The sequence below is a fragment of the Marichromatium purpuratum 984 genome, assembly GCF_000224005.2.
GTDB classification, from domain to species: domain Bacteria; phylum Pseudomonadota; class Gammaproteobacteria; order Chromatiales; family Chromatiaceae; genus Marichromatium; species Marichromatium purpuratum.
The window spans coordinates 935,078-954,219 of record NZ_CP007031.1; the positions used below are offsets into that span (position 1 = coordinate 935,078).

Below are 19,142 nucleotides of genomic sequence, written 5' to 3' on the forward strand. Positions count from 1 at the left end.
ATGAAGTACAGCGAGGTCTCTGGCTGGGAGACGGAACTGGACAGGATCCATCAGCGCCTGGCGGCGTGTTTTCGTCGTCCTGAGCCGCGCGCCCGAGCGCGGGGTTATCTGCAAGGGCTGCTGACGACAGTGCCACGCAAGAACGGTTGGCAGCTGGCCGAAACCTTGGGCGAACGGCGCCCGGACGGGGTGCAGCGCCTGCTCAACACGGCACGCTGGGACGCCGAGGCGGCGCGCGAGGTGCTGCGTGCCTATGTCGTCGAGGCGCTGGGCGACGCCGAGGCGGTGCTGATCGTCGATGAGACCGGTTTCTTGAAGAAGGGCACGCACTCGGTGGGGGTGCAGCGCCAGTACAGCGGCACGGCGGGCCGGGTCGAGAACAGTCAGATCGGGGTGTTTCTGTGTTACGCCAGCCGGCACGGCGCGGCCTTCATCGATCGGGCGCTGTACCTGCCCAAATGTTGGGCGAATGACCCCGCACGCTGCGCCGAGGCCGGCGTCCCGGAGCAGGCACGCCGCTTCCAGACCAAACCAGCCCTGGCGCGTACGATGCTCGAGCGCGCACTCGATGCCGGGGTACCTTGTGGCTGGGTGACGGGCGATGCCGTCTACGGTAAGGATCGCAAGCTGCGCCTGTGGCTCGAGGCGCGCCAACAGCCCTTCGTGCTCGCCGTGGCGGGCAATGAACCGGTGTGGTTCGATGGCCCGCAGACCCATCGTGTCGCGGCACTGGCCAAGGCGCTGCCAGAGACGGCCTGGCAGCGCCACGCCGTCGGCGCCGGGAGCAAGGGCGCGCGCACCTTCGAGTGGGCCTGGGTGCCGCTGTGGCGCCTGCAGCTCAGCGCCGAGGAGCGCGCCTGGGGGCATTGGCTGGTGGTGCGGCGCAACTGCAACCGCCCCGAGGAGCGGGCCTACTACATCGCCTTCGCGCCCCGCGCCGAGGCCACACTCGAGCGCCTGGCCAAGGTCGCCGGGCAGCGCTGGGCGATCGAGGTCGGCTTCGAGCTGGCCAAGCAGCAGTGTGGGCTCGACGAGTATGAGGTGCGCCGCTGGCCGGCTTGGCATCGCCATATCACCCTTGCGCTGCTGGCCCATGCCTGCCTCGTCGTGCTGCAACGACGGGCGAAAAAGGGGGCGCTGTCGCCGGGCGGATCGCACTGACCGCCCCTGAGATCCGGCACCTGCTCGAGGCGCTGTTGTGGCGCGAACGCGCCCCGCCTGATGCTGTCATCGCCTGGTCGGATTGGCGACGACGACATCAGGCGCGGGCCAGGGTCTGTCATTATCGAGCGCGAGGGGCTGGGCCGCCATAATGATGTGCGGCTGTAGTAGTAGGGCGATCAGTGGAGTCTCTCAGATATCGAGTCCCAATGATTTTCTTCGCCCGCGCAACAAAAAAGGCCAACCATTCATGGTTGGCCTTTTTTGTTTGCTTGGTGGAGGCGGCGGGAATCGAACCCGCGTCCGCAAGCCCTCTGCCCTCGGTCCTACATGCTTAGCCCACTCTATTGTTTTTAGCCTTCTGCCGCCCGAAGGGCAGGGCGATCAGTCGGCGAGTCCGTTAGGTTTTAGTGGATCAGGTCCGGACTCCCGTCACCACGATCCTGTGTGAGGTTACCCCTGGAATCCGCCGCCCACAGGCAAGTGACGGTCAGAGGCCCGCTGGGATTAAGCAGCGAGAGCGTAGTTGTCGTCGTTGGCAACTATAAGTTTGCGGAGGGTTTTACGAGGTCAACCGCACCTCGGCATGCACCTTAGGTTTCGCGACCCACGTCGAAGCCAGTCGCCCCCAGGTAATCAGATCGACACTATAGAAGAGCGAGAGTTCTCCGGCAAGTGGGGTGTGCCGGGGGAGGGCGCTGGTCGTGGCGGCTCAGTTGCCCTTGAACAGCCGCTCCTTCTCGCGCTGCCAGTCACGATCCTTCTCGGTGGTGCGCTTGTCGTGTTGCTTCTTGCCCTTGCCGAGGCCGATCTCGAGCTTGGCACGACCGCGCTTCCAGTACATGGCCGTGGGCACCAGGGTGAAGCCGGCGCGCTCGGTCTGGCCGATCAGGCGGTTGAGTTCGTGGCGCTTGAGCAGCAGCTTGCGCGATCGCGTGGGGTCGGGGTTGATGTGGGTGGAGGCGGTCTGCAGCGGCGAGATGTGGGCGCCGATCAGGTAGCCCTCGCCATGGAGGATCTTGACGTAGCTCTCCTTGAGCTGGATGCGCCCGGCGCGCAGGCTCTTGACCTCCCAGCCCTCGAGTGCCAAGCCCGCCTCCAGGCGTTGCTCGATGAAGTAGTCGTGGCTCGCCTTCTTGTTGAGCGCGATGGTCGAGCCGCCGTCGGTCTTGTTCTTCTTTCCTTTAGCCATGTCGCGAGTGTAATCGATAGTCGAGGTAGGGCGGTACGGGAGGCGAGCGCCTGTCCAGCCCCCATGATACGCACATCCGCGCCCTTTGGCTTGCAAGGGATAGGCTAAGCGGGTAGATTACCCGGCTCGATCAGGACGGAGTCTTTGCCATGCGAGCGCCACTGATTGCAGGGAACTGGAAGATGAACGGCAGCAAGCGCGACGCGCAGCTGCTGCTCGGCGGTGTAACAGCGGGAGCCGCCTCGCTCCAAGGAGTCGAGGTCGCGGTCTGTCCCCCCTTCCCCTATCTGGCGCTCGGTGAGGCCGAACTCGCCGATGGCGTGGTGCGTCTCGGCGCCCAGGACGTCAGCGCCGAGTCCGCTGGTGCCTATACCGGCGAGGTCGCGGCAGCGATGCTGGCCGAGTTCGGCTGTCGCTACGTGATCTGCGGGCACTCCGAACGCCGTGAGTATCACGCCGAGTCAGACACCCTGATTGCGCGCAAGCTGCAATCGGTCATCGCCAGCGGGATGCGCCCCATCCTCTGCATCGGCGAGACGCTGGAGCAGCGCGAGTGCGGCGAGACCGAGGCGGTCATCGCCGCACAACTCGACGGCGTGCTCCAGGTTGCCGGCATCGAGGTCTTCGCCGCGCTCGACATCGCTTACGAGCCGGTCTGGGCGATCGGTACCGGCAAGACTGCGACTCCTGAGCAGGCGCAGCAGGTCCACGCCTTCGTGCGCGCAAGAATTGCCGCATCGGATCAGCGAATTGCGCAGGCGCTGCGGATTCTCTACGGTGGCAGCATGAAGCCCGGTAACGCGGCCGAACTGCTGGCACAGCCGGATATCGATGGCGGACTGATCGGCGGCGCGTCGCTGGACGCTGATGATTTTCTCGCGATCTGTCGCGCTGCAGAGGCGGCGGCAGGTTAGCCCAGGGTAACGAGTCAGGCATGCAAACCATTTTGACAATTGTCCAGGTCTTCCTGTCGCTGGGCCTGATAGGCTTGGTCCTCATTCAGCACGGCAAGGGTGCCGACGCTGGAGCCGCTTTCGGAAGCGGTGCATCGCAAACCGTTTTCGGTTCGCAAGGGTCAGGCTCCTTCCTGACGCGCGCGACCGCAATTTTCGCGACACTGTTCTTCCTGACCAGCATGGCGCTGGCTTACTTCGCGACCCAGGTCGGCGAGCCGGAAGGCTTCATGGAAGACATGGACGATGCCGTGCTGATCGAGGCCGCGCCGGAAACCCTGGTGCCGTCCGACGTGCCCTCGGTCCCTGGTGTGGATTCCGATGACAGCGCCACTCAGGGTGCTCCGGATGTCCCCGCCATGCCTACTGCAGAAGTTTCTGTTGACAGCGACGAAAATTCTGATAATGTAGTGGGACACGCTGACGGACAGGCAGATGGTTCATCTGTCGAGTTCGGTAAAAGCGAATAAAATTTATTGCCGACGTGGTGAAATTGGTAGACACGCTATCTTGAGGGGGTAGTGGCGAAAGCCGTGCCAGTTCGAGTCTGGCCGTCGGCACCAAACAGCAAACGGCATACCAGGATCTGGTATGCCGTTTTTTTGTGCCGGTATAAATATTCTAAGGGATTGAAAATCCTAATATTTTTGATTGAGTGTCGGGTTGACACTGTCGTTGACGCTGCACTAGACTCAGTCTTCCGGCTTTATAAGCAAACCATGAAACACGGGGGTCAAGGTGCTCGAGAACTATTTGCCCATCCTGATCTTTATCCTCGTGGGGATCCTGGTGGGTGTCGGGTCACTTGGGCTCGGATACCTGCTGGGGCCGCGCCGACCGGATCAGGAAAAGGACTCCCCCTACGAGTGCGGCTTCGAGGCCTTCGAGAACGCACGTCTGAAGTTCGACGTCCGTTACTACTTGGTCGCAATCCTCTTTATCTTGTTCGATCTGGAGATCGCCTTCCTCTTTCCCTGGGCGGTCGTGCTGGATGACCTTGGGGTCTTTGCCTTCTGGTCGATGGCGATCTTCCTCGGCATCCTGGTGGTCGGCTTCATCTATGAGTGGAAGAAGGGCGCACTGGAATGGGAATAGAAGGGGTTCTTGAAGAAGGCATCGTCACCACGACGGCCGACAAGCTCATCAACTGGGCGCGCACCGGTTCGATGTGGCCGATGACCTTTGGTCTGGCCTGCTGCGCGATCGAGATGATGCACGCCGGTGCCGCGCGCTACGACCTCGACCGCTTCGGCATCATCTTCCGTCCGAGTCCGCGCCAGTCCGACGTGATGATCGTCGCCGGCACCCTGGTCAACAAGATGGCCCCGGCCCTGCGCAAGGTCTACGATCAGATGGCCGAGCCGCGCTGGGTGATCTCCATGGGCTCCTGCGCCAATGGCGGCGGCTACTATCACTACGCCTATTCCGTCGTGCGCGGCTGCGATCGCATCGTGCCGGTGGATGTCTACGTGCCCGGCTGCCCGCCGACCGCCGAGGCGCTGCTCTACGGCATTCTGCAACTGCAGAACAAGATCCGCCGAACGAACACCATCGCCCGCTGACAGCAGTCTCCATAATCCATGTCTACAGAGCACCTGACCCGCAACGCCAGGCTGGATGCGCTCGCCGCCACTCTTCGCGAGCAGCTCGCGGAATACGGCTGTGAGCTGCTGGAGCAGTTTGGTGAGCTGACCCTGGTGGTACCCTCCGAGCGTCTGCTCGACGTGTGCCTGACCCTGCGCGACCACGAGGCGTTGCGCTTCGAGCAACTGATCGACGTCTGCGGCGTCGATTACGCCGCCTACGGCGAGTCTGAGTGGGAGACCGAGACGGCCTCCTTCACCGGCTTCGGGCGCGGTGTCGACCGCGACCCCGAACTCGAACTCGACGACCCCAAGCGCTTCGTGGTGGCCTACCACCTGCTCTCGCTGGCCTACAACCGCCGGTTGCGGTTGCGGGTCCATGCCGGCGGTGCCCAGCCGATGGTCGACTCGGTGGTCGACCTCTGGCCGGCGGCCAACTGGTTCGAGCGCGAGGCCTTCGATCTCTACGGCATCCTCTTCCGCGGTCATCCCGACCTGCGTCGCATCCTCACCGACTACGGCTTCGTCGGGCATCCCTTCCGCAAGGACTTCCCGCTGATCGGCCAGGTCGAGATGCGCTACGACCCCGAGCAGGCCCGCGTGGTCTACGAGCCGGTCTCGATCGAGCCGCGGGTGTTGGTGCCGCGAGTGATTCGTGGTGACGCGTCCGCCGGGTCCGACCCCAGCCAGGAGCCAGGTGATGCCTGAGATTCGCAACTACACCATCAATTTCGGTCCCCAGCATCCCTCTGCCCACGGCGTGCTGCGTCTGGTGCTCGAACTCGACGGTGAGGTCATCCAGCGTGCCGATCCGCACGTCGGCCTGCTGCATCGCGCCACCGAGAAGCTCGCCGAGAGCAAGCCCTACAACCAGAGCATCGGTTACATGGACCGGCTCGACTATGTCTCGATGATGTGCAACGAGCACGGTTACGTGCGCGCCATCGAGCAGCTGCTCGGGGTCGAGGTGCCGGAGCGCGCGCAGTACATCCGCACCATGTACGACGAGATCACGCGCATCCTCAACCACCTGATGTGGTTGGCCGCGCACGCGCTCGACATCGGTGCGATGAGCGTGTTCCTCTACTGCTTCCGCGAGCGCGAGGACCTGTTCGACTGCTACGAGGCGGTCAGCGGCGCGCGCATGCACGCGACCTATTATCGTCCGGGCGGGGTCAATCGCGACCTCCCCGAGCGCATGCCGCAGTTCGACAAGGCCGGCTCCAAGTGGCACGGCGCCAAGGAAATGACCCGGCGCAACGCCAATCGCCAGGGCTCCCTGCTCGATTTCCTCGAGGACTTCACCGAGCGCTTCCCCAAGCACGTCGACGAGTACGAGACCCTGCTCACCGACAACCGCATCTGGAAGCAGCGTACCGTCGGCATCGGCGTGGTCTCGCCCGAGCGTGCCCAGGCCCTTGGTTTCACCGGGCCGATGCTGCGCGGTTCGGGGATCGCCTGGGACCTGCGCAAGAAGCAGCCCTATGCCGCCTACGACAAGGTCGACTTCGACATCCCGATCGGCGTCAACGGCGACTGCTACGATCGCTATCTGGTGCGCATGGAGGAGATGCGCCAGTCCAACCGCATCATCCGCCAGTGTATCGACTGGTTGCGCGCCAACCCTGGCCCGGTGCGCATCGACGATGCCAAGGTGATCGCGCCCTCGCGCGAGCGGATGAAGGAGGACATGGAAGCCCTGATCCATCACTTCAAGCTCTTCAGTGAGGGCTATTGCACGCCGCCCGGCGAGGTCTATGCCGCGGTCGAGGCGCCCAAGGGCGAGTTCGGTTGCTACATCGTCTCCGACGGGGCCAACAAGCCTTACCGGTTGAAGATTCGCGCCCCCGGCTTCCCCCATCTGGCCGCTCTCGACGAGATGTCGCGCGGTCACATGATCGCCGACGTGGTGGCCATCATCGGGACGCTGGATATCGTCTTCGGGGAGATCGATCGCTGATGAGTTTTCGCACCACACCGCTCACCGTCGCGCACGATCGCGACAAGTCGACCCTGTTCACCGCAGAGCTGCGCGAGGCGATCGACGCCTTGCTGACCCGTTACCCCGAGGACTGGCAGCAGTCGGCGGTGATGCCCGCACTGACCCTGCTGCAGGACGCCAACGGTGGCTGGCTCACCCGCGAGCTGATGGACGACCTGGCGGTCTATCTCGACATGCCCGAGGTGGCCGTCTACGAGGTCGCCACCTTCTACGGCATGTACGACCTCGAACCCCAGGGGCGGCACAAGGTCTGTGTCTGCAACAGCGTCTCCTGCATGCTGCGCGGCTCCGAGACGCTGATCGAGCACGTCGGCGAGAAGTACGGGGTCGGTCCGGGCGAGACCACCGCCGATGGTCGCTTCACCCTCAAGGAAGTGGAATGTCTCGGGGCCTGCCGTCATGCGCCGGCGGTGCTGGTCGACAAGACCTACCACGAGAACCTCTCGCCGGAGGCGCTCGACGAACTCATCGACGGGCTGGAGTGAGACCATGGTCGAGAACCAGAACACCGTATGCTTTCGCACCATGCACCTCGACGCCGCGACGCGGCACAGTCTCGAGGCCTATCGCAGCGTCGGCGGCTATGTCCAGTGGGAGCGTATCCTCCGCGAGCGCCCCGATCCCAATGACCTGATCGAAGAGGTCAAGCGCTCCAATCTGCGTGGACGCGGTGGCGCGGGTTTCCCCACCGGGCTGAAGTGGAGCTTCATGCCGCGCACCGCACCGGGGCAGAAATACATCGTCTGCAACTCCGACGAAGGCGAGCCGGGCACCTGCAAGGACCGCGACATCCTGCGCTACAACCCGCACCAGGTGATCGAGGGCATGGCCATCGCCGGCTACTGCATCGGCGCCACCGCCGGGTACAACTACATCCGCGGCGAGTTCTACGAACCGATCGCGCGCTTCGAGGAGGCGCTCGGCGAGGCCTATGAGGCCGGGCTGCTGGGGCGCGACCTGCTCGGCTCTGGGGTCGACTTCGATCTCTATGTCCACTGCGGCGCCGGCGCCTACATCTGTGGCGAGGAGACCGCGCTGCTCGAGTCGATCGAGGGCAAGAAGGGGCAGCCGCGCTACAAGCCGCCGTTCCCCGCCCAGCAGGGCCTCTACGGTTGCCCGACCACCATCAACAACACCGAATCGCTGGCCTCGGTGCCGGTGATCCTGGAGCGTGGCGGGCAGTGGTTCCTCGAGCAGGGACGGCCCAACAACGGCGGTCCCAAGCTGTTCTCGGTCAGTGGCCACGTCAATCGTCCGAACAACTTCGAGGTGCCGCTCGGCACGCCTTTCCGCGATCTGCTGGAAATGTGTGGGGGCGTACTCGATGGTCGTCCGCTGAAGGCGGTGATCCCTGGTGGCTCCTCGGTCCCGGTGGTGCCGGGCGAGATCATGATGCAGACCGACATGGACTACGACTCCATCGCCAAGGCCGGCTCGATGCTCGGCTCGGGGGCGGTGATCGTGATCGCCGAGGGCACCTGCATGGTGCATGTGCTGCACAACCTCTCGCACTTCTACATGCACGAGTCCTGCGGCCAGTGCACGCCGTGTCGCGAGGGCACCGGCTGGCTGGCGCGGGTGCTCAAACGCATCCTCGACGGCCAGGGGCGCGCCGAGGACCTGGAGCTGCTCGAGAGCGTGGCCGGCCGGATCGGCGGGCGCACCATCTGTGCCCTCGGCGATGCCGCGGCGATGCCGGTGCAGAGCTTCCTCAAGCACTACCGGCACGAGTTCGCGTACCTGATCGAACACGGACGCAGCATGGTCGCCTGAGCGGCCGCGCCCATCGAGCCATCCTCTGTCGGCGGGCGGCCGCGCCGCCGCCGACCGTGAATCCATGAGCAGACGGTGTCCGCTGCGGCGGACATCCTGGCGCCCCGTAGCGAGTGCACCTCGGGCGTCTCAATGCGGCCCTCTGGAGGCCGCGTCACTGGTGCCGATCGAGAGACCTTAATGACGGACAAGATCACCATCGAGATCGACGGCCGTGCCTGTGAGGCAGCGCCGGGGGAGATGATCATCGCGGTCGCCGACCGTGAGGGCATTACCATTCCCCGCTTCTGCTATCACAAGAAGCTGTCCATTGCGGCGAACTGTCGGATGTGTCTGGTCGAGGCCGAGGCCGGCGGTCGTCCCTTCCCCAAGCCGGTGCCGGCCTGCGCGACCCCGGTCAGTGACGGGATGACGGTTCAGACGCGCTCGCCCAAGGCCATCGATGCCCAGGAGGGCACGATGGAGTTCCTGCTGATCAATCACCCGCTCGACTGTCCGATCTGCGATCAGGGCGGCGAGTGCGAGCTGCAGGACGTGGCCATGGGCTACGGCGGCGATGTGTCGCGCTACAGCGAGCGCAAGCGGGTGGTCGAGGACGAAGACCTCGGCCCACTGATCGCCACCGAGATGACCCGCTGCATCCACTGTACCCGCTGCGTGCGCTTCGGCGCCGAGATCGCCGGGGTGCGCGAGCTGGGCGCCACCGGGCGCGGCGAGACGATGCGCATCGGCACCTTCACCGCGGTCGCCGTAGAGCACGAACTCTCGGGCAATGTCATCGACCTCTGTCCGGTCGGCGCCCTGACCTCCAAGCCCTATCGCTTCCAGGCCCGCGCCTGGGAGCTGACCGGTCGCGACAGCATCTCCCCGCACGACGGAGTCGGCGCCAACCTGCGCCTGCACGTGCGTCGCGACCAGGTGCTGCGGGTCCACCCCAACGACAACGAGACAGTCAACGAGACCTGGATCGCCGATCGCGACCGCTTCAGCTACGAGGGCCTGCACGCCGCCGACCGCCTCACCCAGCCGATGATCAAGCGCGACGGCGCCTGGCAGGCGGTAGCCTGGGGCGAGGCGATGACCCTGGTGGCCGAGCGGCTCAAGGCCGCCGATCCGGCCACCACCGGCTGGTGGCTGGCACCCAACGCCACCCTCGAGGAACTCTATCTCGCGCAGCGGGTGGCGCGTGGACTCGGCGTCGCCGACATCGACAGCCGACTGCGTCAGCAGGACTTCCGCGACGACGCGGTGGCGCCGCTGCGCCCCTGGCTCGGCTGCACCATCGCCGAACTCGAGACCCGGCGCGCGATCCTGGTGATCGGCAGCGACCTGCGCCAGGAGCAGCCGCTGCTCGCCCACCGTATCCGCAAGGCCGCGCTCGCCGGGGCCGGGGTCGGCTGCGTCAATCCGCTCGAACTCGAACTCAATCACGCCGCCACCCAGCTGGTGGTCGATCCAGCGGCCTTGCCCGCGGCACTGGCGGCGATCGCCAAGGCGCTCGGCTGTGCGCCGGAGGGCGCGGGCGCGGCGCTGATCGCCGCCGCCGAGCCCGACGAGGCGCAGCGCGCGCTCGCCGAGCTGCTGCGTGCCGGTGAGGCCGAGCAGGGTGGTCTGGTCGCGCTCGGCGCGCTCGCCGTCGCCCACCCCGATTACGCACTGATCCGCGCCCTGGCCGAGACCATCGCCACGGCCAGCGGTTGTGCGCTCGGCTGGCTGCCGCCGGCGGCCAACAGCGTCGGCGCCCATCTCGCCGGGGCGCTGCCCCAGGTCGGCGCCGGTGGCGTCGCACTGGAGCAGCCCGGGCGCGCGCTCGATGCGATGCTCGCCGAGGCGCCGCGCACTCTGGTGTTGTGGGGCGTCGAGCCCGATCGCGATCTGGTCGATCCGGCGCGGGCGATGGCCGTCTGTGAGCAGGCCGAGTTCGTCGTCGCCTGCTCGGCCTTCCGCTCGCCGTCGCTGGAGGCGGGCGCCGACGTGCTGCTGCCGATCGGCGCCTTCGCCGAGACCTCCGGCACCTTCGTCAATGCCGCCGGCGTCTGGCAGTCGTTCCAGGGCGCGGTGGCGCCCCCGGGCGAGGCGCGCCCGGGCTGGAAGGTGCTGCGGGTGCTCGGCAACCTGCTCGATCTGCGCGGCTTCGACTATGTCAGCGCCGCCGGGGTCCGTGAGGAACTCGCCGAGTGCTGTGGTGAGGCCGTGCATGACAACGCCGCGCGCGCGGCGCTCGGCACGCTCGAGGCGCGTCTCGCCGAGGGCGGGCTGGTGCGGGTCGGCGGGGTACCGATCTATGCGCTCGATGCCCTGGTGCGACGCGCCCCGGCGCTGCAGCGCACCGCCATGCCGCGCGCCGCCTTCGCGCTCTATCTGCACCCGGAGCGGGCCGCCGCGCTGGGGCTGGAGGAGGGCGCCGAGGCGACCCTGACCCAGGACGGCCAGACGCTCGACTGCGAGGTGCGGCACGATGCACGGCTCGCCCCGGGGTGTGCCTGGGTGCCGGCCGCGGTCGCGGGCAGCGAGCGGCTCGGCGCGCAGATCGGCCCGATCGAGATCACCGCCGCCGGCGCCCAGAGAGGATGATGCGACTATGATCGAACTGTGGAACAGCCTCCCGGTGGTGATGCAGATCCTGCTCAAGATCACCGCCATCCTGGTCCCGCTGCTGCTGCTGGTGGCCTACTACACCTATGCCGAGCGCAAGGTGATCGGCTATATCCAGGTCCGCATCGGCCCCAACCGGGTCGGTTGGCGTGGCCTGCTGCAGCCGATCGCCGACGCGCTGAAGCTGTTGCTCAAGGAGGTGGTGATCCCCTCCAAGGCCGACAAGGCGCTCTTTCTGATGGCCCCGGTGATCACCATCGGCCCGGCGATGGCCGCCTGGGCGGTGATCCCCTTCGACGCCGGGCTGGTGCTCTCGGACATCAACGCCGGGTTGCTCTATGTGCTGGCGCTGACCTCGCTCGGGGTCTACGGCGTGATCATCGCCGGCTGGGCCTCCAACTCCAAGTACGCGCTGCTCGGCGCGATGCGCTCGGCGGCGCAGATCGTCGCCTACGAGATTGCCATGGGCTTTGCCCTGGTCGGGGTGCTGGTGGCCGCCGGTAGTCTCAACCTCGGCGCCATCGTCGAGGCCCAGGCGGGTAACCTGTTCACCTGGTACTGGCTGCCGCTGCTGCCGATGTTCGGGGTCTATCTGATCTCGGGCGTGGCCGAGACCAACCGCGCGCCCTTCGATGTCGCCGAGGGCGAGTCGGAGATCGTCGCCGGCTTCCACGTCGAGTACTCGGGGATGGCCTTTGCGGTCTTCTTCCTCGCCGAGTACGCCAACATGATCCTGATCTCGGCGCTGACCGCGGTGCTGTTCATGGGTGGCTGGCTGTCGCCGCTGCCGCAGTCCTGGGTCGACGGGGTGGCGCTGCTCGACGACGGCTTCCACTGGTTCGCGTTGAAGACCGGCTTCTTCATGTTCCTGTTCCTGTGGCTGCGCGCGACCTTCCCGCGCTACCGCTACGACCAGATCATGCGCCTGGGCTGGAAGGTGTTCATCCCGATCACGATCGTGTGGATCCTGGTCGTGGCGCTGGCGGTGGTCTACCGGCTGCCGCCGTGGTGGTCGGCGTGATTGTGGAGGAGGCGAGATGCTGAAACACGCGCGAGAGTATGTGCAGAGCCTGCTCCTGGTCGAGCTGTTCCGGGGGATGCGGGTCACCGGCGGTTATCTGTTCAAACGCAAGTTCACGGTCCAGTACCCGGAGGAGCGCGCGCCGATCTCGCCGCGCTTCCGTGGGCTGCATGCGCTGCGTCGCTATCCCAACGGGGAGGAGCGTTGTATCGCCTGCAAGCTGTGCGAGGCCGTCTGTCCGGCGCTGGCCATCACCATCGAGGCCGAACCGCGCGAGGACGGCTCGCGGCGCACCACGCGCTACGACATCGATCTGTTCAAGTGCATCTATTGCGGCTTCTGCGAGGAGTCCTGCCCGGTCGACTCGATCGTCGAGACCGGGGTCTACGAGTATCACTTCGAGAATCGCGGTGAGCACATCATGACCAAGGACAAGCTGCTGGCGATCGGCGACAAGTACGAGTCCGAGATCGCCGCGGCGCGGGCGGCCGATGCGCCCTATCGATGAACGGGATCACGCGCCGCGTCGCGCATCCAGGAGACTAGGGATCAACCATGGGCTTTGAAAAGTTTCTCTTCTACGTCTTCGCCGCCATCACCCTGGCGGCGGCGGGGATGGTGGTGACGCGGCGCAATCCGGTGCACGCGGTGCTCTATCTGGTGCTCGCCTTCTTCTCCAGCGCCGCGCTCTGGTTGCTGCTCGAGGCCGAGTTCCTCGGGCTGGTGCTGGTGCTGGTCTATGTCGGCGCGGTGATGGTGCTGTTCCTGTTCGTGCTGATGATGCTCGACATCGACCTGGCGACGCTGCGCGCGGGCTTCATCCGCTATCTGCCGCTCGGCGCGGTGATCGCGGTGGTGATGGCCGCGCAGATCCTGCTGGTGGTGGGGCCGGCGAACTTCGGCGCCGAGCAGTTCCCGGCACCGGCAGCGGCGCCGGCCGAGGCCTCCAACATCGAGGAGGTCGGGATGCTGCTCTACACCGCCCATGTCTATCCCTTCGAGCTGGCCGCGGTGATCCTGCTGGTGGGGATCATCGCCGCCATCCGCCTGACCCTGCGCAAGCGTCCCGATACCAAGTATGTCGATCCCAAGCACCAGGTCGAGGTGCGCAAGGGTCCGGACCGGGTGCGCCTGGTCTCGCAGGTCTCCACGGCCGGGCTGCGCGAGGAGCAGGGCGCGCGGGGTGTTGCACAATCGCAAGAGGAAGGGTCCGCATGATCGCGCTCTCCGACTATCTGATCCTCGGTGGTCTGCTGTTCTCGATCTCGGTGGCCGGGATCTTCCTGAACCGCAAGAACCTGATCCTGCTGCTGATGTGCATCGAGCTGATGCTGTTGGCGGTGAACATGAACTTCGTGGCCTTCTCGCACTTCCTTGGAGATATCACGGGACAGGTGTTCGTCTTCTTCATCCTCACCGTCGCGGCCGCCGAGGCGGCGATCGGACTGGCCATCCTGGTGGTGCTGTTCCGTAACCGGCGGTCGATCAATGTGCAGGATCTCGACGTCCTGAAAGGGTAGGGCGCGCGCGGGCGCCGAGGCGCCGGCGGTCCCTGGGAATCGTCGTTGCGGCGCGCGCGGCGGCGCGCGGAGGCCCTCGGGCACCGCCGCCTCACCGCGGTCGGCACCCGTGGACACGGCAAATAGAGCGAAAGAGCAGAAATCAAGATGGAAAACGTCTACCTGACCATCGTGCTCGCGCCCCTGGTCGGCGCCATCGTCGCCGGCTTCTTCGGCGGCAAGATCGGCCGCGTGGGTGCGCACTCGGTGACCATCGCCGGCGTGGGCCTCTCCACACTCCTGTCGTTGTGGGTGCTGGGACGCTTCATCTGGGCGGAGCAGGCGGTGTTCGATGGCACCGTCTACACCTGGCTGGTCTCCGACGGCATGCGCTTCGAGGTCGGCTTCCTGGTCGACAAGCTCACCGCGATGATGATGGCTACGGTGACCTTCGTCTCGCTGATGGTGCACATCTACACCATCGGCTACATGGCCGACGACGAGCACAACTGGCCCGAGGGTGCGCTCACCGGGCGCAACAGCTACCAGCGCTTCTTCAGCTACATCTCGCTGTTCACCTTCTCGATGCTGATGCTGGTGATGGCCAACAACTTCATGCAGCTGTTCTTCGGCTGGGAGGCGGTCGGTCTGGTCTCCTATCTGCTGATCGGCTTCTGGTCGACCCGCGAGAGCGCGATCTTCGCCAACCTCAAGGCCTTCCTGGTCAACCGTGTCGGCGACTTCGGCTTCCTCCTCGGCATCGCCGCGGTGGCGATGTACTTCGGCACCCTCGACTACGCCGAGGTGTTCGCCGCAGCCCCAGGGCTGGCCGACACCGAGGTGGCGCTGTTCGGCGGCATCTCGCTGATGACCCTGATCTGCGTGCTGCTGTTCATCGGCGCCATGGGCAAGTCGGCACAGGTGCCGTTCCATGTCTGGTTGCCCGACTCGATGGAGGGTCCGACCCCGATCTCGGCGCTGATCCACGCCGCCACCATGGTCACCGCCGGTATCTTCATGGTCGCGCGGATGTCGCCGCTCTACGAACTCTCCGAGGCGGCGCTGAGCTTCGTGCTGATCATCGGCGCCACCACCGCCTTCTTCATGGGGCTGATCGGTCTGGTGCAGAACGACATCAAGCGGGTGGTCGCCTACTCGACGCTCTCCCAGCTCGGCTACATGATCACCGCGCTCGGCGCCTCGGCCTATGCCGCCGGCGTCTTCCATCTGATGACCCACGCCTTCTTCAAGGCGCTGCTGTTCCTCGCCGCCGGCTCGGTGATCATCGCGATGCACCACAAGCAGGACATCCGCGAGATGGGCGGCATACGCAAGTTCATGCCGATCACCTGGATCACCGCGCTGATCGGCTCGCTGGCGCTGATCGGCTTCCCCGGCTTCTCCGGCTTCTTTTCCAAGGACGCGATCATCGCTGCGGTCAACGAGACGGCGATCTTCGGCGGTGGCTACGCCTCGGTGCTGCTCACCCTCGGCGTGCTGGTGACCGCGCTCTACAGCTTCCGCATGTACTTCCTGGTCTTCCACGGCAAGCCGCGGATGGACGAGCACACCCGCGAGCACCTGCACGAGACGCCCTGGGTGGTGACCGTGCCGCTGGTGATGCTGGCCATCCCCTCGCTGTTCATCGGCTGGTTCGCGATCGAGCCGATGCTGATCAACGACTGGTTCGCCTCGGGTGATTGGAGCCCGATCATGGTCGCCCCCGAGCACGACACCCTGGCGCACCTGCGCGAGCACTGGCACGGCCAGAGCGCCTTCGTGATGCACGCGCTCGGCACCCCGACGCTGATGCTTGCGCTCGGCGGCCTGGTGCTCGCTGCGCTGATCTGGTGGGTGGTCGCCGCGCGCAAGCCCGACATCGACGCCAAGCTGCTCGCCCTCGGTGGGCCGCTGACCCGGTTGCTGCAGAACAAGTACGGCTTCGACGACTTCAACCAGCGCTTCCTCGCCGGTGGCGCGCAGCTGCTCGGTCAGGCCTTCTGGAGCCGTGGCGACCGGGCGCTGATCGATGACGGTATGGTCAACGGCTCGGCGCGTAGCGTGGGCCGCATGGCCGGCGTGCTGCGTCTGCTGCAGACCGGTTATCTCTACCATTACGCTATCGCGATGATCGTCGGTCTGGTCGGCCTGATGACGATCTTCGTGACCCTCTGACGCGCACAGGGAGACGCCCCGCATGTATCAGTTTCCGCTGCTGACGCTGCTCATCTGGCTGCCGATCGTCGGCGGTATCGCCGTGCTGGCCAGTGGTGACAGGTCGGCCTCCACCTCCAAGTGGACCGCACTCGGCTTCGCCGTGCTCACCTTCGTCTCCAGCCTGTGGCTGTGGTTCGGCTTCGATCCGGGCACCGCCGAGATGCAGTTCGCCGAGCGCGTGGCCTGGATCCCGACCTTCGACGTCTACTACGCGCTCGGGGTCGACGGCATCTCGATGCCGCTGATCATCCTCACCACCTTCATCACCATCTTCGTGGTGATCGCCGGCTGGGAGGTGATCAGCTACAAGCCGAGCCAGTACATGGCCGCCTTCCTGATCATGGAAGGCGTCATGATCGGCGTGTTCTCGGCGCTCGACGCGGTGCTCTTCTACGTCTTCTGGGAGGCGATGCTGATCCCGATGTTCATCATCATCGGGGTCTGGGGCGGGCCGAACCGGGTCTATGCGACCATCAAGTTCTTCATCTACACCTTCTTCGGCTCGGTGTTCATGCTAGTCGCGCTGATCTACATGTACTTCCAGGCCGACAGCTTCAGCATCCTCGACTTCCACGGCCTCGAGCTGGGGATGACCGCGCAGACACTGATCTTCATCGCCTTCCTGCTCGCCTTCGCGGTCAAGGTGCCGATGTTCCCGGTGCACACCTGGCTGCCCGACGCCCATGTCGAGGCGCCCACCGGCGGCTCGGTGGTGCTGGCGGCGATCATGCTCAAGATCGGCGGCTACGGCTTCCTCCGCTTCTCGATGCCGATCGCCCCGGACGCCAGCGCCGCGCTCGCCTGGCTGATCATCGCCATGTCGCTGATCGCGGTGGTCTACATCGGCTTCGTCGCTCTCGCCCAGCGCGACATGAAGAAACTGATCGCCTATTCCTCGATCGCCCACATGGGCTTCGTCACCCTCGGCTTCTTCATCGTCTTCGCCATCGTGCAGAACTCCACGGCCGGTGCCGGTGCGGTGATGGGCGTCGAGGGCGGCATGGTGCAGATGATCTCGCACGGCTTCATCTCCGGCGCGCTCTTCCTCTGTGTCGGCGTGCTCTACGACCGGGTGCACTCGCGCGAGATCGCCGACTACGGCGGCGTGGTCAACACCATGCCCTGGTTCGGCGCCTTCTTCGTCTACTTCGCCATGGCCAACTCGGGGCTGCCGGGCACCTCTGGGTTTGTCGGTGAGTTCATGGTGATCCTCGCCACCTTCCGTGCCAACTTCTGGTGGGCGCTGCTGGCGGCCACCACCCTGATCCTCGCCGCGGCCTATACCCTGTGGATGATCAAACGGGTGGTGTTCGGCCCGGTGGCCAACGACAAGGTCGCGGCGCTCACCGACCTCAACCGTCGTGAGGCGCTCAACCTCGGCGTGCTCGCCGCGGCGGTGCTGGCGCTCGGTCTGTGGCCGGCGCCGCTGCTCGAGGTGATGCACACCTCGGTCGAGCATCTGGTCGCCCAGGTGACCACCTGCAAGCTGCCGGCCGACGAGATCGGCGCCTGTGTGCTCGCGCGCCCCGAGCCGCTGGCCACCGTCGTCCAACCCTGACCCCTTGTCGCGTGCAGGTCCGGGGCGGTTGAGCACCGCCCCCGCCCCGGGCGCCGCGAACGCGGATCTACTCTCACTGGAAGATTCACATGCACTTCGACGCCGCCAACCTCTTGCCGATCCTGCCCGAGATCGCGGTGCTGCTCACCGCCGCCATCGTGCTCGTGGTCGATCTCTACATCGCTGAACGTCATCGCGAGGTGATCCACGGACTGACCCTGATCGGTCTGGTAGCCGCCGTTGCCCTGACCGGTGCGGTTGGTGGCGGTGCCACCGAGTTGGTGTTCGACGGCAACGTCGTGCGCGACTCGCTGGCCGATCTGCTCAAGGGGGCGATCCTGGTGGTCAGCCTCTTGGTGTTCATCTACGCCCGTCCCTGGCTGCGCGATCGCGACATGCTGGTCGGCGAGTTCTACATGCTCGGGCTGTTTGCGGTGCTCGGCATGCTGGTGATGGTCGCGGCCAACAGCTTCATCACCGTCTATCTCGGTCTCGAGCTGCTGGCGCTGAGTCTCTATGCGCTGGTCGCCTTCGATCGCGACTCCTCGCGCGGGGCCGAGGCGGCGATGAAGTACTTCGTGCTCGGCGCCCTGGGCTCGGGCATGCTGCTCTACGGCATCTCGATGGTCTACGGCGCCACCGGCTCGGTCGAGTTCGGCGCCGTGGCCGAGGCGCTCGCCAGCCAGGGGATGGAGAACAAGGTCCTGGTCTTCGGTCTGGTGTTCATGGTCATCGGCATCGGCTTCAAGTTCGGCGCCGTGCCCTTCCACATGTGGGTGCCCGACATCTACGAGGGCGCCCCGACCCCGGTGGTGCTGCTGCTCGGCAGCGCGCCGAAGATCGCCGCCTTCGGGCTTGCCATCCGTCTGCTGGTTGACGGCCTGGGCAGCCTCCAGGCCGACTGGCAGGGCATGCTGTTGATCCTCGCGGTGTTGTCGATGGGGCTGGGCAATCTGGTGGCCATCGCCCAGCGCAACATCAAGCGGATGCTCGCCTACTCGACCATCTCGCACGTCGGCTTCATCTTCCTCGGCCTACTCGCTGGCACCGAGCAGGGCTATGCCGCGGCGATGTTCTACACCATCACCTACGCGGTGATGGCCACCGGTGCCTTCGGCATCCTTATCATCCTCAGCCGCAAGGGCTTCGACGCCGAGCGCATCGAGGACCTCAAGGGACTCAACGAGCGCGACTCCTGGTACGCGGCGATGATGGCCATGGTGATGTTCTCGATGGCCGGGGTGCCGCCGCTGGTCGGTTTCATGGCCAAGCTGCTGGTGCTCGAGGCGGTGGTGCGTATCGGCTTCGTGTGGCTGGCGGTGGTGGCGGTGGTCTTCTCGATCATCGGTGCCTTCTACTACCTGCGGGTGGTGCGCTACATCTACTTCGACAAGCCCGAGGAGGATGCGCCGGCGTTGGTCAGCAGTGGCGGGGTGCGGGTGGCGATGTCGCTCAACGGGCTGGCGCTGCTCGCGCTCGGGATCTTCCCGGCGAGCCTGCTGGCCGTCTGCCAGGCGGTCTTCGGCGCCTGATCTGGCGCGTGCGCCGGTGAACGCCGGCGCGCGAACTCGACATTCCCCGTCCCGTG

18 protein-coding genes, 1 tRNA gene and 1 other RNA gene are annotated in these 19,142 nt (G+C 65.8%); 18 read left to right on the forward strand and 2 right to left on the reverse strand.

Annotated elements, in window-relative coordinates; all coding sequences use genetic code 11:
* Positions 1–1,161, forward strand: a complete 1,161-nt coding sequence (locus MARPU_RS04290) for an IS701 family transposase (RefSeq protein ID WP_005221544.1) — start codon at positions 1–3, stop codon at positions 1,159–1,161.
* A 273-nt stretch (positions 1,162–1,434) separates the two neighbouring features.
* Here the strand turns inward: MARPU_RS04290 and ssrA are convergent.
* Together ssrA and smpB are read right to left on the reverse strand one after the other, a co-directional pair.
* Positions 1,435–1,791, reverse strand: a transfer-messenger RNA (tmRNA) gene (gene ssrA / locus MARPU_RS17015).
* An 82-nt stretch (positions 1,792–1,873) separates the two neighbouring features.
* Positions 1,874–2,353, reverse strand: coding sequence for an SsrA-binding protein SmpB (gene smpB / locus MARPU_RS04295; RefSeq protein ID WP_005220205.1), 480 nt, complete (start codon positions 2,351–2,353; stop codon positions 1,874–1,876).
* 149 nt (positions 2,354–2,502) lie between these two features.
* Here smpB and tpiA point away from each other — a divergent pair, with 149 nt between their 5' ends.
* The 17 genes from tpiA to nuoN all read left to right on the forward strand — a co-directional run bounded on the left by tpiA (position 2,503) and on the right by nuoN (position 19,086).
* The gene (gene tpiA, locus MARPU_RS04300) at positions 2,503–3,267 is read left to right on the forward strand and encodes a triose-phosphate isomerase (RefSeq protein WP_005220206.1); all 765 of its coding nucleotides are present in this window, start codon (positions 2,503–2,505) and stop codon (positions 3,265–3,267) included.
* A 20-nt stretch (positions 3,268–3,287) separates the two neighbouring features.
* Positions 3,288–3,776, forward strand: a complete 489-nt coding sequence (gene secG, locus MARPU_RS04305) for a preprotein translocase subunit SecG (RefSeq protein ID WP_005220207.1) — start codon at positions 3,288–3,290, stop codon at positions 3,774–3,776.
* A gap of 8 nt (positions 3,777–3,784) precedes the next feature.
* Positions 3,785–3,869, forward strand: a tRNA-Leu gene (locus MARPU_RS04310).
* A 175-nt stretch (positions 3,870–4,044) separates the two neighbouring features.
* Complete coding sequence (locus MARPU_RS04315) at positions 4,045–4,401, forward strand: NADH-quinone oxidoreductase subunit A (RefSeq protein ID WP_025275102.1); 357 nt, start codon at positions 4,045–4,047, stop codon at positions 4,399–4,401.
* Entirely contained in the window at positions 4,392–4,868 is a 477-nt protein-coding gene (locus MARPU_RS04320; protein ID WP_005220209.1) for a NuoB/complex I 20 kDa subunit family protein, read from the forward strand. The genes MARPU_RS04315 and MARPU_RS04320 overlap by 10 nt, the downstream gene beginning before the upstream one ends.
* An 18-nt stretch (positions 4,869–4,886) precedes the next feature.
* The gene (locus MARPU_RS04325; protein WP_005220210.1) at positions 4,887–5,597 is read left to right on the forward strand and encodes an NADH-quinone oxidoreductase subunit C; all 711 of its coding nucleotides are present in this window, start codon (positions 4,887–4,889) and stop codon (positions 5,595–5,597) included.
* The gene (locus tag MARPU_RS04330; RefSeq protein WP_005220211.1) at positions 5,590–6,849 is read left to right on the forward strand and encodes an NADH-quinone oxidoreductase subunit D; all 1,260 of its coding nucleotides are present in this window, start codon (positions 5,590–5,592) and stop codon (positions 6,847–6,849) included. Before MARPU_RS04325 ends, MARPU_RS04330 begins: the two co-directional genes overlap by 8 nt.
* Positions 6,849–7,376: an NADH-quinone oxidoreductase subunit NuoE family protein gene (locus MARPU_RS04335; protein ID WP_005220212.1), complete on the forward strand. Its 528-nt coding sequence runs from the start codon at positions 6,849–6,851 to the stop codon at positions 7,374–7,376. Before MARPU_RS04330 ends, MARPU_RS04335 begins: the two co-directional genes overlap by 1 nt.
* Positions 7,377–7,380: 4 nt before the next feature.
* A complete protein-coding gene (gene nuoF, locus MARPU_RS04340; protein ID WP_005220213.1) occupies positions 7,381–8,664 on the forward strand; it encodes an NADH-quinone oxidoreductase subunit NuoF in 1,284 nt (427 codons plus the stop codon).
* Positions 8,665–8,844: 180 nt separating this feature from the next.
* Complete coding sequence (gene nuoG / locus MARPU_RS04345) at positions 8,845–11,238, forward strand: NADH-quinone oxidoreductase subunit NuoG (RefSeq protein WP_005220214.1); 2,394 nt, start codon at positions 8,845–8,847, stop codon at positions 11,236–11,238.
* A gap of 7 nt (positions 11,239–11,245) precedes the next feature.
* Positions 11,246–12,280: an NADH-quinone oxidoreductase subunit NuoH gene (gene nuoH, locus MARPU_RS04350; RefSeq protein WP_005220215.1), complete on the forward strand. Its 1,035-nt coding sequence runs from the start codon at positions 11,246–11,248 to the stop codon at positions 12,278–12,280.
* Between the two features lie 16 nt (positions 12,281–12,296).
* A complete protein-coding gene (nuoI, locus tag MARPU_RS04355) occupies positions 12,297–12,788 on the forward strand; it encodes an NADH-quinone oxidoreductase subunit NuoI (RefSeq protein WP_005220216.1) in 492 nt (163 codons plus the stop codon).
* A gap of 47 nt (positions 12,789–12,835) precedes the next feature.
* Positions 12,836–13,498, forward strand: a complete 663-nt coding sequence (locus MARPU_RS04360; RefSeq protein ID WP_005220217.1) for an NADH-quinone oxidoreductase subunit J — start codon at positions 12,836–12,838, stop codon at positions 13,496–13,498.
* The gene (gene nuoK, locus MARPU_RS04365) at positions 13,495–13,800 is read left to right on the forward strand and encodes an NADH-quinone oxidoreductase subunit NuoK (RefSeq protein WP_005220218.1); all 306 of its coding nucleotides are present in this window, start codon (positions 13,495–13,497) and stop codon (positions 13,798–13,800) included. The genes MARPU_RS04360 and nuoK overlap by 4 nt, the downstream gene beginning before the upstream one ends.
* Before the next feature lie 147 nt (positions 13,801–13,947).
* Positions 13,948–15,954: an NADH-quinone oxidoreductase subunit L gene (gene nuoL / locus MARPU_RS04370; RefSeq protein ID WP_005220219.1), complete on the forward strand. Its 2,007-nt coding sequence runs from the start codon at positions 13,948–13,950 to the stop codon at positions 15,952–15,954.
* Between the two features lie 22 nt (positions 15,955–15,976).
* Entirely contained in the window at positions 15,977–17,554 is a 1,578-nt protein-coding gene (locus tag MARPU_RS04375; RefSeq protein ID WP_005220220.1) for an NADH-quinone oxidoreductase subunit M, read from the forward strand.
* Positions 17,555–17,643: 89 nt separating this feature from the next.
* Positions 17,644–19,086: an NADH-quinone oxidoreductase subunit NuoN gene (gene nuoN, locus MARPU_RS04380; protein WP_005220221.1), complete on the forward strand. Its 1,443-nt coding sequence runs from the start codon at positions 17,644–17,646 to the stop codon at positions 19,084–19,086.
* The last annotated feature ends 56 nt before the right edge of the window (positions 19,087–19,142 follow it).

Coding starts and splice junctions, on each gene's coding strand:
- nuoI (WP_005220216.1), top strand. CDS start 12,297: ATGCTGAAACACGCGCGAGAGTATGTGCAGAGCCTGCTCCTGGTCGAG.
- nuoF (WP_005220213.1), top strand. CDS start 7,381: ATGGTCGAGAACCAGAACACCGTATGCTTTCGCACCATGCACCTCGAC.
- MARPU_RS04375 (WP_005220220.1), top strand. CDS start 15,977: ATGTATCAGTTTCCGCTGCTGACGCTGCTCATCTGGCTGCCGATCGTC.
- MARPU_RS04320 (WP_005220209.1), top strand. CDS start 4,392: ATGGGAATAGAAGGGGTTCTTGAAGAAGGCATCGTCACCACGACGGCC.
- nuoK (WP_005220218.1), top strand. CDS start 13,495: ATGATCGCGCTCTCCGACTATCTGATCCTCGGTGGTCTGCTGTTCTCG.
- nuoG (WP_005220214.1), top strand. CDS start 8,845: ATGACGGACAAGATCACCATCGAGATCGACGGCCGTGCCTGTGAGGCA.
- tpiA (WP_005220206.1), top strand. CDS start 2,503: ATGCGAGCGCCACTGATTGCAGGGAACTGGAAGATGAACGGCAGCAAG.
- MARPU_RS04290 (WP_005221544.1), top strand. CDS start 1: ATGAAGTACAGCGAGGTCTCTGGCTGGGAGACGGAACTGGACAGGATC.
- MARPU_RS04325 (WP_005220210.1), top strand. CDS start 4,887: ATGTCTACAGAGCACCTGACCCGCAACGCCAGGCTGGATGCGCTCGCC.
- nuoL (WP_005220219.1), top strand. CDS start 13,948: ATGGAAAACGTCTACCTGACCATCGTGCTCGCGCCCCTGGTCGGCGCC.
- secG (WP_005220207.1), top strand. CDS start 3,288: ATGCAAACCATTTTGACAATTGTCCAGGTCTTCCTGTCGCTGGGCCTG.
- nuoN (WP_005220221.1), top strand. CDS start 17,644: ATGCACTTCGACGCCGCCAACCTCTTGCCGATCCTGCCCGAGATCGCG.
- MARPU_RS04330 (WP_005220211.1), top strand. CDS start 5,590: ATGCCTGAGATTCGCAACTACACCATCAATTTCGGTCCCCAGCATCCC.
- MARPU_RS04360 (WP_005220217.1), top strand. CDS start 12,836: ATGGGCTTTGAAAAGTTTCTCTTCTACGTCTTCGCCGCCATCACCCTG.
- nuoH (WP_005220215.1), top strand. CDS start 11,246: ATGATCGAACTGTGGAACAGCCTCCCGGTGGTGATGCAGATCCTGCTC.
- MARPU_RS04335 (WP_005220212.1), top strand. CDS start 6,849: ATGAGTTTTCGCACCACACCGCTCACCGTCGCGCACGATCGCGACAAG.
- smpB (WP_005220205.1), bottom strand. CDS start 2,353: ATGGCTAAAGGAAAGAAGAACAAGACCGACGGCGGCTCGACCATCGCG.